This is a genomic window from Streptomyces qaidamensis, assembly GCF_001611795.1.
Taxonomy (GTDB): Bacteria; Actinomycetota; Actinomycetes; order Streptomycetales; family Streptomycetaceae; genus Streptomyces; species Streptomyces qaidamensis.
Window position 1 is genome coordinate 6922170 of record NZ_CP015098.1, and the last position, 14759, is coordinate 6936928.

Annotated in this window: 9 protein-coding genes and 1 pseudogene; 3 read left to right on the forward strand and 7 right to left on the reverse strand. The window is 71.1% G+C overall.

Going from position 1 to position 14759, the window contains the following annotated elements:
• Window positions 1–322: 322 nt before the first annotated feature.
• Complete coding sequence (locus A4E84_RS30715; RefSeq protein ID WP_062929655.1) at window positions 323–1075, reverse strand: TnsA-like heteromeric transposase endonuclease subunit; 753 nt, start codon at window positions 1073–1075, stop codon at window positions 323–325.
• Window positions 1076–1380: 305 nt separating this feature from the next.
• Here A4E84_RS30715 and A4E84_RS30720 point away from each other — a divergent pair, with 305 nt between their 5' ends.
• Window positions 1381–4182 (forward strand): aconitate hydratase, encoded by a 2802-nt coding sequence (locus A4E84_RS30720; RefSeq protein WP_062929656.1) that lies wholly within the window; start codon window positions 1381–1383, stop codon window positions 4180–4182.
• Window positions 4183–4280: 98 nt separating this feature from the next.
• Here A4E84_RS30720 and A4E84_RS30725 read toward each other — a convergent pair whose 3' ends face one another.
• The 6 genes and pseudogenes from A4E84_RS30725 to A4E84_RS30750 all read right to left on the reverse strand — a co-directional run bounded on the left by A4E84_RS30725 (window position 4281) and on the right by A4E84_RS30750 (window position 13511).
• Complete coding sequence (locus A4E84_RS30725) at window positions 4281–5636, reverse strand: ABC transporter substrate-binding protein (RefSeq protein WP_062929657.1); 1356 nt, start codon at window positions 5634–5636, stop codon at window positions 4281–4283.
• A gap of 93 nt (window positions 5637–5729) precedes the next feature.
• Window positions 5730–7031 carry a sugar ABC transporter permease gene (locus tag A4E84_RS30730; protein WP_062929658.1) on the reverse strand — a complete coding sequence of 434 codons (1302 nt, stop codon included), beginning with the start codon at window positions 7029–7031 and terminating at the stop codon, window positions 5730–5732.
• Window positions 7022–7801: an ATP-binding cassette domain-containing protein gene (locus tag A4E84_RS30735; protein WP_062929659.1), complete on the reverse strand. Its 780-nt coding sequence runs from the start codon at window positions 7799–7801 to the stop codon at window positions 7022–7024. Before A4E84_RS30735 ends, A4E84_RS30730 begins: the two co-directional genes overlap by 10 nt.
• A 15-nt stretch (window positions 7802–7816) precedes the next feature.
• Complete coding sequence (locus A4E84_RS30740) at window positions 7817–8899, reverse strand: substrate-binding domain-containing protein (protein WP_062929660.1); 1083 nt, start codon at window positions 8897–8899, stop codon at window positions 7817–7819.
• Window positions 8900–9498: 599 nt separating this feature from the next.
• Window positions 9499–12066, reverse strand: a pseudogene (locus A4E84_RS30745) (SpoIIE family protein phosphatase); the annotation flags it as partial.
• 353 nt (window positions 12067–12419) lie between these two features.
• Window positions 12420–13511 (reverse strand): lytic polysaccharide monooxygenase auxiliary activity family 9 protein, encoded by a 1092-nt coding sequence (locus A4E84_RS30750; RefSeq protein WP_418082228.1) that lies wholly within the window; start codon window positions 13509–13511, stop codon window positions 12420–12422.
• A 322-nt stretch (window positions 13512–13833) separates the two neighbouring features.
• Here A4E84_RS30750 and A4E84_RS30755 point away from each other — a divergent pair, with 322 nt between their 5' ends.
• Both A4E84_RS30755 and A4E84_RS30760 read left to right on the forward strand, forming a co-directional pair.
• Window positions 13834–14112 carry a hypothetical protein gene (locus tag A4E84_RS30755; RefSeq protein ID WP_062929662.1) on the forward strand — a complete coding sequence of 93 codons (279 nt, stop codon included), beginning with the start codon at window positions 13834–13836 and terminating at the stop codon, window positions 14110–14112.
• A gap of 133 nt (window positions 14113–14245) precedes the next feature.
• Window positions 14246–14656 (forward strand): MmpS family transport accessory protein, encoded by a 411-nt coding sequence (locus A4E84_RS30760; RefSeq protein WP_062929663.1) that lies wholly within the window; start codon window positions 14246–14248, stop codon window positions 14654–14656.
• Window positions 14657–14759 lie beyond the last annotated feature (103 nt).

The window sequence follows — 14759 nt, forward strand, 5'->3', positions numbered from 1 at the left end:
ATCTGCTTCGCCGACCGGCCGTCGGCCAGTCCGACCAGCCCGTCCCGCTGATAGCGCTGGCGCCGCTGCTTGACCCCGCTGGCCGTCATCGCATGCCCGGCCGCCGTCAACTCGGCAGCCTTGGCCCGCTCCCGCTGAGCCAGCGAGTTCCGTTCCGGGTCGAACTCCGGCCGGGGCACCGTGCCCTCTGGAGCATCCGGCGGCAAGCCGTCCAGCACCTCCAGAATGTGCCTCTCCCACCAACGGGCCTGTTCCGCAGCGGTCTTCGGGAACTCCGCGATCCTGGCCGACGGAGGCACCCGCCGTTCTTTCCCGCCCCCCGTCACCGAACGCTTCCGTCCGCCAGGCGCACGATGGTGGACGGCCTCAGCAACCCGACCGCGAGCCCGTCGGCGGCCAACTCGCGCAACCAGAGGAGATGGAACAGAACGGGGAGCGTCTCAAGCCGGTCACCGGCCGCATCCGCGCCGGCCATCAACGGGACCGGTGTCGCGAAGACCTCCCGGAGCCGGTCCACGACCGGCCCGCGCCGGCACCGGGGATGCCGGTAGCGCGACAGCCACCGCACGTTCGCCAGCAGCACTTCCTCCGGAACCCCGACCCGCTCGAAGCCCCACCCGGCCTGACGGCAGGCCCGGCGCGTCACCTCGAACGCCTCCGCGTCCCTCGCCTCGATCCGTTCATCGGCGCGGACATCCACGACCACCGCAGAGCCGTCCGCGCGGCGTACGAAGTAGTCCGGAGCATGCCGACGCTCCCGCTCGCCGTCGTGCCAGTGCAGCCAGAACGGCTGCGAGGCGATCCCCACCACCCCGGGATCGAAGTCCATCAGCACAAGCCGGTCCCGCTCCAGCCACGACTCGAAACCGACATGCCGCCCGGTCGTCGCCGCCCAGTACAAGCCCGAGAAGTGACGCTCACCACGCGACCAGCGAAACGGCCGTACCGCGGTCACATCCTCGAACCGAGCCGTCACACAGTCCAGCAGCGGACGCCGACGACACTCCCGTGCCGCATCCACGTACGACAGCTCGACGTACGGCTCCGCAAGATCCACCCCGGCCGGTACAGCCATCCAGCACCCCCAGTACGTCCCCTCGTACGACTAGGTTCGCTGGCAAGGAACCCGAAACGACTGGGTTCGCTGTCAAACGCCTCGATTGGATAACAGCGGACACGGGTGCCGGGCATGACCATTCGGCGCTCGTGTACTAGAGTTATCTCGACATCGAGATATCTGCCGAGAGAGCACCGCAGCCGCACGCCGCCATCGAGTCCGGCGGTAAGGGTTACCTAACTTAGCCTTACCTTAGCGGATCGGCCAAGATGCCGTGGCGGCAGGATCGTGGTGGTACGCGCACATCAATGAAGGAGACTGTCGTGTCGGCGAACAGCTTCGACGCCCGCAGCACGCTGCAGGTGGGCGACGAGTCGTACGAGATCTTCCGGCTGGACAAGGTGGAGGGCTCGGCTCGCCTGCCCTACAGCCTCAAGGTCCTGCTGGAGAACCTGCTCCGCACGGAGGACGGCGCGAACATCACCGCCGACCACATCCGTGCCCTCGGCGGATGGGACTCGCAGGCCCAGCCCAGCCAGGAGATCCAGTTCACGCCGGCCCGCGTGATCATGCAGGACTTCACCGGCGTTCCCTGTGTCGTGGACCTCGCGACCATGCGTGAGGCCGTGAAGGAGCTGGGCGGCGACCCGGCGAAGATCAACCCCCTCGCCCCGGCCGAGCTGGTCATCGACCACTCCGTCATCGCCGACAAGTTCGGCACGAACGACGCCTTCAAGCAGAACGTCGACCTGGAGTACGGCCGCAACAAGGAGCGCTACCAGTTCCTGCGCTGGGGCCAGACCGCCTTCGACGAGTTCAAGGTCGTCCCGCCCGGCACCGGCATCGTCCACCAGGTGAACATCGAGCACCTGGCCCGGGTCGTCATGGTCCGCGAGGGCAAGGCCTACCCGGACACCCTGGTCGGCACCGACTCGCACACCACCATGGTCAACGGCCTCGGCGTGCTCGGCTGGGGCGTCGGCGGCATCGAGGCCGAGGCCGCCATGCTCGGCCAGCCGGTCTCCATGCTGATCCCGCGCGTCGTCGGCTTCAAGCTGACCGGTGAGCTCACCCCGGGCACCACCGCCACCGACCTCGTGCTGACCATCACCGAGATGCTGCGCAAGCACGGCGTCGTCGGCAAGTTCGTCGAGTTCTACGGCGAGGGCGTCGCCGCCACCTCGCTGGCCAACCGCGCCACCATCGGCAACATGTCGCCGGAGTTCGGCTCCACCGCCGCGATCTTCCCGATCGACGACGAGACCATCAACTACATGCGGCTCACCGGCCGCAGCGAGCAGCAGCTCGCCCTGGTCGAGGCGTACGCCAAGGAGCAGGGCCTCTGGCTCGACCCGGCCGCCGAGCCCGACTTCTCCGAGAAGCTGGAGCTCGACCTCGCCACGGTCGTCCCCTCCATCGCCGGCCCGAAGCGCCCGCAGGACCGCATCGTCCTCGCCGAGGCCGCCCAGCAGTTCGCCAAGGACGTCCTCAACTACGTCGAGGCCCCGGTCGCGCAGCAGCAGCCCGGCGCGTCCGCCTCCCCGGTCGACGAGGCGAGCGCCGAGTCCTTCCCGGCCTCCGACGCCCCGGCCTACGGCAGCCAGGAGAACGGCGCCGGCGCGCCGCAGCACGCCGACGGCACCGGTGCCGTCGTTCCGTCGAGCCCGGTCACCGTCACCGCCCCCGACGGCTCGACCTACGAGATCGACCACGGCGCGGTGACGGTCGCGGCCATCACGTCCTGCACCAACACCTCCAACCCGTACGTCATGGTCGCCGCCGCGCTGGTGGCCAAGAAGGCGGTCGAGAAGGGCCTGACCCGCAAGCCGTGGGTCAAGACCACCCTCGCCCCCGGCTCCAAGGTCGTCACCGACTACTTCGAGAAGGCGGGCCTGACCCCCTACCTCGACAAGGTCGGCTTCAACCTCGTCGGCTACGGCTGCACCACCTGCATCGGCAACTCCGGCCCGCTGCCGGAGGAGGTCTCCAAGGCCGTCAACGACCACGACCTCGCGGTCACCTCGGTCCTCTCCGGCAACCGGAACTTCGAGGGCCGCATCAACCCCGACGTCAAGATGAACTACCTGGCGTCCCCGCCGCTGGTCGTGGCCTACGCGCTCGCCGGCTCCATGAAGGTCGACATCACCCGGGACGCCCTGGGCGCCGACCAGGACGGCAACCCGGTCTTCCTCAAGGACATCTGGCCGACCGAGGCCGAGGTCAACGAGGTCGTCGCCAGCGCCATCGGCGAGGACATGTTCGCCAAGTCCTACAGCGACGTCTTCGCGGGCGACGCCCAGTGGCAGGCGCTGCCGATCCCGACCGGCAACACCTTCGAGTGGGACGCCGAGTCCACCTACGTCCGCAAGCCCCCGTACTTCGAGGGCATGGCCCACGAGCCGGCCCCGGTGGAGAACATCTCCGGCGCCCGGGTGCTGGCCAAGCTGGGCGACTCGGTCACCACCGACCACATCTCCCCGGCCGGCGCCATCAAGGCCGACACCCCGGCGGGCAAGTACCTCACCGAGCACGGTGTGGAGCGCCGCGACTTCAACAGCTACGGCTCCCGCCGCGGCAACCACGAGGTCATGATCCGCGGTACGTTCGCCAACATCCGCCTGCGCAACCAGATCGCGCCGGGCACCGAGGGCGGCTACACCCGCGACTTCACCCAGGCCGACGCGCCGGTGTCGTTCATCTACGACGCCTCGCAGAACTACCAGGCCGCCGGCATCCCGCTGGTCGTCCTGGCCGGCAAGGAGTACGGCTCCGGCTCGTCCCGCGACTGGGCCGCCAAGGGCACCGCGCTCCTCGGCGTCAAGGCCGTCATCGCCGAGTCCTACGAGCGCATCCACCGCTCGAACCTCATCGGCATGGGCGTGCTGCCGCTGCAGTTCCCGGAGGGCCAGTCGGCCGCGTCCCTCGGCCTCACCGGTGAGGAGACCTTCGACTTCACCGGCGTCGAGGAGCTCAACAACGGCACCACCCCGCGCACGGTGAAGGTCACCACCGACACCGGCGTCGAGTTCGACGCGGTCGTCCGCATCGACACCCCCGGCGAGGCGGACTACTACCGCAACGGCGGCATCATGCAGTACGTGCTGCGCAGCCTGATCCGCAAGTAGGCGGGCCGCCACGGCAGATCGAGGGCCGCGTCCCCGGGTGACCGGGGGCGCGGCCCTCGCCGTTCACGCGGCCCTCGCCTTCTCGCGGCGCGGGCGGGTCACTCGCCGCGGTACTTCGCCGCCGCGGCCTGGGCGAGGTCCTGCGCCTTGTCCAGGGCCGTGTCCACCGACTGCCGCCCGGCGATGGCCGCGGCGATCTGCTCCGAGACCGCCGTACCCAGCACGGCGAACTCGGGGATGCCCAGGAAGCCGATGCCGTCGTAGGGGCGGGGACCGACGCCGGGGTCCTTCGGGTCGGCGGAGTCCGTCGCCGCCGTGTACTCCTGCCGGTACCAGGCGCCGGCCGCCTGCTGGTACTCCGGCTTCTCGTAGAGCGACTTGCGGTTCCCGGCGGGGGCCGAGGTCCAGCCCACCTCCCGGCCGACCAGCTCCTGGTACTCCTTGGAGGAGGCCCAGGAGATGAACTCCCAGGCGGCGTCCTTGTTCTCGGCCGCCTGCTGGATGCCCCACGCCCAGGTCCACAGCCAGCCGGCCTTCTCGGTCCTCTCGTGCGGGGCCGGGACGTAGCCGACCTTGCCCTTGACCGCGGAACTGTCGGCCTCGATCGACGAGGCGAGCGACGTGGCGTCGTACATCATGGCGCACTTGCCCTGGACGAAACGGTCCAGGATCTCCAGCACGCCCATCCGCTCGGCGCCGGGCTGGCCGTGGGAGCGGAGCAGGCCGACGTAGAACCCGACGGCCTTCCTGAACTCCGGTGAGGTCAGGCGGGCGTTCCAGTCCATGTCGTACCAGTGGCCGCCGAAGGTGTTGACGACGGTGTTGATCGGGGCGAGGTTCTGGCCCCAGCCGGGCAGGCCGCGCAGGCAGATGCCGCTCGCGCCGTCGGTCCCGTCGACCCGGGCGGCGAGGTCGGCGACCTGCTGCCAGGTCGGGTCCGGCGGCATCGTCAGCCCGTCCTTGCGGAACAGGTCCTTGCGGTACATCAGGAAGGACCCCTCGCCGTAGAAGGGCTCGGCGTAGAGCTTGCCGTCCTCCCCGGTCAGCGAGGACGCCAGGTTCGGGAAGACGTCGTCCTGGTCGAAGTCCTCGTCGGCCTTCACATAGGAGTCCAGCGGGGCGAGCCAGCCGTTGGCCGCGTAGATCGGCACCTCGTACGCGCTGACGCTCGCCACGTCGTGGCGGCCGGCCTGGGTCGCGAACTCGCGGTTCATCTCCTCCCGCGCCTCGTTCTCCGGGAGCACGGTGTACTCGACGGTGATGCCGGTCTGCGCGGTGAAGTGCTTCTTGGTGAGCTTCTTCAGGGTCTGGATCTGTGGCACGTCCGTCGCGAGCACGCTGAGGTCGGCCTGCTCCTCGCCGGCGGGCAGATCGGTGTCACCGCATCCGGCGAGGACCAGACCGGCGGCGACCGCGCCGGCCACGGCCGCCTGGGTGAGGCGGCTGCGTTTCATGACATCTCGGCCCTTACCCATCTTTGCCAAATACTAGGCATTTCGTATGAAACGATTAATGGCTCTCGGGTGCCGACTTCGAGGACCGTGCGGTCACGGCCGGCCGCGTCTGGCCTGGGCGCGTCTGGACAGCGCGTCGGCCGCGACGGCGGCCAGCAGCACCCCGCCGGTGATCATGAACTGCACGGCGTCCTGGACCCCCAGCAGCCCCATGCCCGAGGCGATCGACTGGATCACCACCACACCGAGCAGCACCGACCAGGGCGAGCCCCGCCCGCCGAACAGACTCGTCCCGCCGATGACGGCCGCCGCGATCGCGTTGATGAGCAGCATCCCGGAACCGGCGGCACGCGCCGTCGTGGGGCTGGCCGAGGTCAGCCCCGACGCCACGAACAGCCCGCCGACCGCGGCCAGCGTCCCCGACACCATGAACATCGCGACCCGCACCCGCTCCACCCCGATGCCGGCCCGACGCGCTGCCTCGACCCCGCCGCCGAGGGCGTACACCCGCCGCCCGTAGCGGGTGCGGCGCAGGACGTAGTCCGAGACGACCAGGACCACCAGGAAGATCAGCAGGGCGAGCGGCAGCCCCTGGAACCGGTTGAGGGTGCCGGCCGCGGCGAAGGCCACCACCGCGAGGAGCCCCGTGCGCAGCCAGATCTCGCTCTCGGACCGGTAGGGCATCCCGGCCGCCCGGTGACGGCTCCGGCGGCGGCGGGCGGCCAGGGCGTACCCCGCCGTGCCGAGCGCCGCGACCGTGTACGCCGCCAGGTCGTCGCCGAAGTGGTGGCTGGTCAGCGAGGCGACCAGGCCCTCCTCGTCGATGTTGATCGTGCCGCTGGCTCCCAGCAGGTAGAGCGTCAGGCCGTTCCAGATCAGCAGCCCGGCCAGCGTCACCACGAACGCGGGCACGCCGAGCCAGGCGTGGAAGACCCCGTGGAAGGCGCCCACGGCCGTCCCCACGGCCACCGCCACGATCACCGCCAGCCACTCCGGCACCCCGTGGTTCACGTTCAGCACGGCGAACGCCGCCCCCGCCAGGCCGCTGACCGAGCCGACCGACAGATCGATCTCCCGGATCAGCAGGACGAAGACGATGCCGACGGCGACCAGCCCGGTCCCGACGATGTCCACGCTGAGGTTGGACAGGTTGCGCGGCGAGAGGAACTTGTCGTCCAGCGCCTGGAAGACGATCCAGATCACGATGAGCCCGGCGATGACCAGGAGCGGCCCCCGCTCCCCGTCGCGCACGCCGGCGCGGACGTCCAGGGCGTACTCCCGCAGGTTGTCCTGCCATCCACGGGTGCGCTGCTCGCCACCGGTGGTGACCGGTCCGGCGCTGTCCGGCCCGGCCGGCCCGCCGCCCCGGTGCGGCCCGCCGCGGCTCACGGCCACGCCTCCTCGTCGCCCTTCGAGCGGTGAGCCACGGCGTTGTCCGCCGCCCCCGTGACGGAGGAGATGATCTGCTCCTGGGCCACTGTGCTCACGTCGAACAGTCCGTTGTTGCGGCCCAGCCGCAGCACGGCCACCCGGTCCGCGACGGCCTTGATGTCGCCCATGTTGTGACTGATGAGGATGATCGCCATCCCGCGGTCGCGCACCTCCTCGATCAGATCGAGCAGATGGCTGGTCTGCTCCACGCCCAGGGCGGCGGTGGGCTCGTCGAGCAGCAGCACCTTGGGCGCGCCCATGAGCGAGCGGGAGATCGCCACGGCCTGCCGCTGCCCGGCCGACAGCGCGGCGACCGGCACCCGCACGTCGGGGATGCGGATCGACAGGGTGCGCATCAGATCACGGGCCCGGCGCTCCATCTCGACCTCGTCGAGGATGCCCACCCGGTCGATCTCGCGGCCGAGGAAGAGATTGCCGACGACGTCCAGGTTGTCGCACATGGCGAGGTCCTGGTACACGGTCGCGATGCCGAGCGCGTGGGCGTCGTGCGGGCGTTTGATCTGCACGAGGCGCCCCTCCCACTCGATGACGCCCCGGTCGGCGGGGCTGACCCCGGAGATCACCTTGATCAGCGTGGACTTGCCCGCTCCGTTGTCGCCCGCCAGGGCCACGACCTCACCGGCCCGGACCTGCAGGTCGACGTCGACGAGCGCATGCACGCCGCCGAACCGCTTGGTGATGCCGCGCAACGCCAGGACGGGGGGATGGACCACGGGAAACCACCTCGCTCACCCGGTGAGCCCGGCCCGGGCGCAGGCCGAGCGGAGCTCCGGGGTGCAGATCTGGTCGATCGTGTAGACACCGTCCCGGACGAGCGTCCGGCCGATCGTCTCGCGCGTCACGGCGGTCGGGTCGAGCAGGACCGCCGGGATGTCCTCGGTCGTAGGGCTGTCCACCTGCGCCGAGACCAGGGCGCCGAGGTCGTTGCCGCGCGCCAGGGCGACGGCCATCGCGGCGGCCGCCTCGGTCTCCAGCCGGAACGGCTTGTAGACGGTCATGTACTGCTCGCCCTTGACGATCCGCTGCACCGCCTCCAGGTCGGCGTCCTGGCCGGTGACCGGGGGCAGCGGCGAGACGCGGGCGCTCTTCAGTGCGGAGATGACACCGGCCGCGATCGAGTCGTTGGCGGCGAGCACCCCGTCGATCCGGCTCGGGCCGAGGGCGCTGATCGCGGCGGACATGTGGTCGTGCGCGTTCTCCGTACGCCACCCGATGGTGTCGTACGACTTCAGGATCCGCACCTCGTTCCGGAGGACGGCCAGCGAACCGCCCTCGTACCAGGCGGCGTTGGGGCTGGACGGGTCGCCGTTCACCATGACGACACCGCCGCCGTCGGCCCTGGCACCCATGCCCTCCAGGAGCGCCTGGCCCTGGAGTCTGCCGACCTGGGCGCCGTCGAAACTGACGAAGCCCGAGATCGGGCCCTCGGCGAGCCGGTCGTAGGCGACGACCGGGATGCCCCCGCGCTCCGCGGCGCGCACCGACGAGCGCAGGGCCTTGGGGTCGACGACGTCCAGGATCAGCGCCGACACCCCCCGGGTGATCATGGAGTTCATCTGCTGTCGCTGGCTCGCCGCGTCGTTCTCGGCGTTGGCGTACACGAACGTGCAGTCGGGGCACAGCTCCTTCAGACGCTTCTCGATCAGGGGCTTGTCGGACTTCTCCCAGCGGGGCACGGCCCGGCTCGGCAACAGCAGCCCGATGGTCAGCCCGCCCTCGCCCTCCCCGCCGCTGTCGGTACACCCGGCGAGGGTCACGGCCAGGAGGAGCGCCAGCAGCCCGGCGGCGCCGCGCAGAGCGAGGCCACGCATCAGGGACCTCCCTCGTGGGGCCGGTTCCGGTGCGGGGGCGGGTCTGCGACGCCGTCGCCGATGTGCTCCATGGCCCGGTCGAGGCCCACGGCCTGCTCGCCCTTGCGGCCCACGGCCTGCTCGCCCTTGCGGCCCACGGCCTGCTCGCCCTTGCGGCCTGCCGCCTGCTCGTCGTGGCGGTCGTCCTGGCGGTTTGGGGCGCGGTCGCTGGGGCGGTCGGTGGCCTGGTCGGCGGCGTGGTGGTCGGTGGCCTGCTTGCCGTTGTGGTCTGTCGTCCGCTTGCCGTGTCGGTTCGGGGCGCGGTCGGTGGCCTGGTCGGCCTCGTTGCGGTCGGTGGCCTGCTTGCCGTTGCGGTCTGTCGTCCGCTCGCCGTCGCGTGCCGCGGCACGGTCGTCGTGACCGACCGCCGCCCGGCCGTCGCCGCGGCGCCGGCCCTGGTCGCGCGACTTGCGGCGGTCGCGGTCCCGGTCCCGGTTCCGGCCCAGGCCCCAGCCGCGGTCCCGGCCCAGGCCCCAGCCGCGGCCCGGCTTCCGCTCCTCCTCCGGCTCCGCCTCCGGTTCCTCGTCCGGCTCCCCGCCGCGTTCGGTGTCCTCTTCCGGACGGGTGACGACGATCTCGCTCCAGACCTGCTTGCCGCCGCCCATCGGCACCGAACCCCAGGCCGCCGACACGGCCTCCACCAGGAAGAGCCCCCGGCCGCCCGTCGACTCCCAGTCCACGACGACCGGCTTGGCCGGCGCCCGGGGCGAGGAGTCGCTCACGGTCACCCGCAGCCGGTCCGCCGCCAGGGTCAGCTCCACCCGGACCGCGCCCTGGGTGTGCACCAGCGCGTTGGTGACCAGCTCCGACACCACCAGCAGGACGGTGTCGGCCTCGGCCGAGATGCCCCACGAACGCAGCGTGCGCGCACTGAACCGGCGGGCGTGCATCACCGCGTCCGGCAGCCGCCACACCACCCAGCCCGCCCGCACGGGCCGTACCCGCATCCCGTCGTAGCGCAGCAGCAGCACCGCCACGTCGTCCTCACGGCGTCCGTCCTCGCCGAGCAGCTCGTCGGCCATACGCCCCGGATCGGCGGGATCGGCCGCGGCGAGTGCCCGGCGTACGAGCCGCATCCCCTCGTCCAGCTGCAGAGCAGCCGACTCGACCAGGCCGTCCGTGACCAGCGCGAGCACCGAGCCAGGGGCGAGCGCGAGCGCGGTGAGGGGGAACTCCGCGTCCGCGAGGACGCCCAGCGGGGGCCCGCCCTCGACCGCGATCTCCGCGGTGCCACCGTCGGGATGCCGCACCAGCGGCGCCAGATGCCCGGCCCGCACGAACAGCGCGTTGCCCTCCTCCAGGTCCAGCTCGACATAGCAGCAGGTGGCGAAGAGGTCCGTCTCCATGCCGACGAGCAGCCGGTTGGCGTGCGCGACGACCACGTCCGGCGGATGCCCCTCCACGGCGTAGGCCCGGACCGCCGTACGCATCTGGCCCATGATCGTCGCGGCCCCGGCGCTGTGCCCCTGCACGTCCCCGATGACCAGCGCCACCTTGTTCTCCGACAGCGCGATCACGTCGTACCAGTCGCCGCCCACCTGGAGACCGCGCCGGGCGGGCAGATAGCGGGCCACGGCAATGCCCCCGGGCAGCTTGGGGAGCCGGCGCGGCAGCAGGCTGCGCTGGAGCAACGTCGCGAGTTCCTGCTCGGCGTCGTAGGCGTGCGCGCGCTTCAGGGCCTGCCCGACCAGGCCCGCGGTGGCGGTCAGCAGGGCCCGCTCCTCGGGGGCGAACTCGTGCGGGGCGTCCCAGCCGACCAGGCAGACCCCGGCCACACCGTTCTTGGCCGGCAGCGGCAGCACCGCGAGCCCGCCGGAGCCGATCCCCGCGAGCCCAGGTTCCAGCACGGAACCGACCGGCCACAGGCTCACCCGGCCGTCCCGCAGTGCCGCCTGGAGCGTGGGCAGCGCGGTGACCGGCGCGTCCGGCCACTCCGAGCGCCACTCGCGTCGCCATAGCTCCGGCCAGGCACCCGCACGCGGCGGATCGAGCACGGTGACCGCCAGCCGGTCCTCCAGCAGCTCGGCGAGCGCCACCCGGTCCGCACCCAGCGGCTCGCGGAGCGCGGCGACCACCACACGGCTGACGTCCCGGACGGTCGTGGCGTCGTCGAGCGCGGCCGTCAGCCACTGGATCCGGGCGACGTCGCTGGCACTGCGGCGCAGCACGGTCGCCGCGCTCACCACGCCCAGCACGCGCTCCGGGGCGCCTTCGGGCCCCTTCAGCACCCGGCAGCTCAGCCGCAGCCAGCGCAGCTCACCGGTGGGCCGTCGGATACGGAACTCCAGCTCACGCCGGCCGGGGGTCTGCGCGGACGGCTCGATGACCGACATCAGAGCGGGGACGTCCTCCGGGACGCTGTACGAGAGCAGTGTGTCGGTCTTGCCGTCGAAACCGCCCTCGGAGATGCCGACGAGTTCGAGCAGCGCCGGGTCCGTCTCGACCAGCCCGGTGCCGGGCGACAGGGCGAAGGACCCGACCCCCATGGCACGCAGGGCCGAATCCAGCAGCGGTGAGGGCGCAGACCGGTCCGCCTCGCCCCGCAGCCGCTCGGCGACGGCCTCGGCGTACCGCTCCAGGAACTCCCCCTGCTCGGCCCCGAACCCCTCCCCGGCCTCGCCCACCACGACCAGGCATCCCAGCCACCCGCCCGCGGCCCCCAGCGGCAACGCCCCGAGCGGGGCGGAGGCGGCTGCGCCTTCCTCACGCCCGAGCATCACACTCGCGAGCCACACGGCCCGCCCCCGCTGATACGCCTCGGCGACGGCGGGGCAACCGCCCCGGGCGCCGGCCTCCCCCGGAGGTACCGGAGCGGGCAAGCCGTGGGAGGCGGCAGGTGATGACGGCCCGGGGGAGGCGCTCGCCTCCGTGGCCGCGGACCCGGTCGGGACCGCCACCCGCCCCGGCAGCCGGTACCGCTGCTCGGACTCGGCCCCTGCCGACTCCACCAGGCGGAGCTCCGCCCCGTCCTCACTGCGCACGTACACCGCCGCCAGCGCCACCCCCGCGAACGCCAGAAGCCGCGCCCGGGCGGCCGGTTCCGGAGCGGGAGGAGGCGGACCGGTGCCCCCGTTCCCCGGCGCCCGGAGACCGGGGACCGCGGCCCGGGCATCGCCGTAACGGGGCATGTCCGCATCCACCTCCCGTCCATGCCGCAGCCACCGGCAGGTGGGAGTCCCCGGGACTCAGGCGACGACGACGCGGGCACGGGACCGGCGGCGCGGGGTCGCGCCTCCCATGGCGGATCCACGCCGCTCATGAGCGGCAGGGCACCCACACAACAGAATCGCATACTTGGATAGCAGCGACATATGGGGCGACTGGATGGGCTTGGTCGGAATGTCCGGCGGGTTCCGATCGCACGCTCGCGACCCCGAAACGCCCCTCGCCCACCCTGGTGCGGCCCGCCGGGACCTGGCGGATGCCACAGCGGGTCCGGTCACCGGACTCCCCGGTCACCGGACCCGCCCCGTCCGGCCTCTCAGCCCACCCGGCAGGGCAAGCCGCTCGTGCTGTCACCGCCGGACCCGGAGACGACGTACCCGAAGGTCGTGCTCTTGCCCGGGGCCAGGGAGCCGTTCCAGTTGGCGTTGTGGACCATCACCGCCTGGCCGTTGTAGGTCGCGCTGCCGCTCCACAGGCTCTCGACCTTCTGGCCCGCCGGGAGCCTCCAGTCGACCATCCAGCCGAGCATCGGGACCGTGCCGGTGTTGGTGACGGTCACCTCGGACTGGTAGCCGCCGTTCCAGGTGCCCGTGGTCTTGCGGGTGGCCGTGCAGGTGCCGGGCACCGGCTCGGTCGGGTTGCCCGGCTCCTTGATGCCGGTCACCTCACCGTTGCCGCCGTCGAAGACGACATCGGAGCAGGAGTAGAAGGTCTCCTGGCTGTCGGAGCGCTGCCAGACCATGTAGATGATGTGCCGGCCCGACTTGTTGTCGGGGAGCTTGCCCGTCCAGGAGTAGTTGGCCTCGACCGTGCCCGGGGAGCCGTTCAGCGGCGGGTGGTCGACGGAGAGGAAGGGCTGGGCCTCCATGTCGTTCCAGGTGAGCGTCTTCGTCGGGTCGAAGCCGTCCTTGGTGATGTAGACGTAGAACCAGCCCGGGTGCGCCGCCCAGGCGTTGTACGAGAAGTCGACCGTCGCGCCCGAGGTGAGATGGGTGAGCGGCCAGTCCTTGCTGGGCGTGTTGAACCCGGTGAAGTTGGTGTTGCCGCCGCTGCACAGCTCGCCGTCCGGTACGAAGCCCTTGGTGCGGCCGGCGCCGTCCGAGCGCAGCACCGAGAACCAGTTGTAGAACGGCGTGGTGCCGCTGACCTGCTGGGCCCCCCGGCACGCGGGGTTCACCGGCTTGATCTCACCGGTGTCGGTCAGCCCGTCCTGCCAGCACAGGAACGTGCGGCTGCCGGGCTTCATGGGTGTGCCGTGCGCCTCCGCCTCGCCCCCGGCCGTCATGACCAGGCCGACGGCCGGGACGGTGACGAGGAGGGAGAGCAGCACGAGGAAGAGGGCTCTGGTCCGGGCGGGAAGTGATAAGCGGGGCATCGTGGATCCTCCCGGCTTTCTTGTCAGGATCATGACAGCACCGTCCGTTCGTGGGGGTACGGACCTGCGGATGTATGTGCGCCGGTGCGCGGGGCGGGAGCCACTCGAGGGCGGGTTCCGGTCCACCGACATGGGAGCGCTCCCACCCCGCCTGTTGCGGAAGTTAGCGTCCAGCGGCCCAGATGTAAACGGCCCTCGCCGAAGCGCGTCGTTGCAAGCCCCATGTCTCTGGGCGGTACGGCGGCCAGAACGGCGCGAAAGTCCGTTTGGGTGATGGACGGCGCGCGCTTCCGTCGCGCTGCTCGCAGACTGCGGATAAGCGCACGGCCCGGCAAGTGGAGAGCAGGAGGCGGTCATGACGTGCATGCCGACTGAGGACGTCGAGTTCCACGACGCGATCAAGGAGGTCTTCCGTAGGTACCCCGAGGCGCAGGGCAAGTACGCGCTGTCCAGCCTGGCCCTGGAGAACCGGATGAAGATCGACTTCAGTGAGAAGGTCGGCGTCTCCCGGGTCGACGGCGACAGCATCATCACCGAATTCAAGGACCGTGAGTCGGTGGTCAGGGCGCGGATCTGCCTCAAGTGGAACTTCGACTACACCGAATGCCTGCACTGGGAAGAGCTGCTGGAGTAAGGACCCTGAAGGCCGGGTGGCGAGGCTTCAACCGCCCCGTTCGGCCCACGAGACCGCCGTACAGCGGAAATTGACTTTACCTTCCCTTTGGGGTTGGCTGCGGAATCGACCATCAAGATCCGGGGGGATCCCTTTGAACCGCACCATCCGCGCAGCCGTCTGCTCCGTCGCGGTCACCGGTCTCGCGTTCGGCCTCAGCTCCTGCTCCGAGGCGGTCGACCAGGTCGACAAGGCCGTGGACGAGACGTACGAGGTCACCTACGAGGTCACGGGGAAGAACATCGACTCGATCGAATTCCACGGCGGCGGTGGCAAGGCCATGGAGCCGAAGATCGAGTCGGTGTCGAAGCCCGAGCTGCCGTGGAAGAAGACGGTCACGCTGCGCGGCATCATGCCCGCGGCGGTCATGCCGGTGGCCGCGGACCCCGACGGTTCCCAGGTCACCTGCAAGATCATCCACAAGGGCAAGGTGCTTGAGGAGCAGAGCGCCGACGGCCTGGTGACCGCCGGCGGCTGCACCGCGGAGTCCCCGATCACGGGATGAACCGAGGCAGGACCGGCGGAGAGGCGCAGCCTGCGGGCTGCGCCTCTCCGCTGTGCCGGCTGAACCGGCGCCGTCGGTGGCGCCCGTGTGGTCTTCCGGCCGT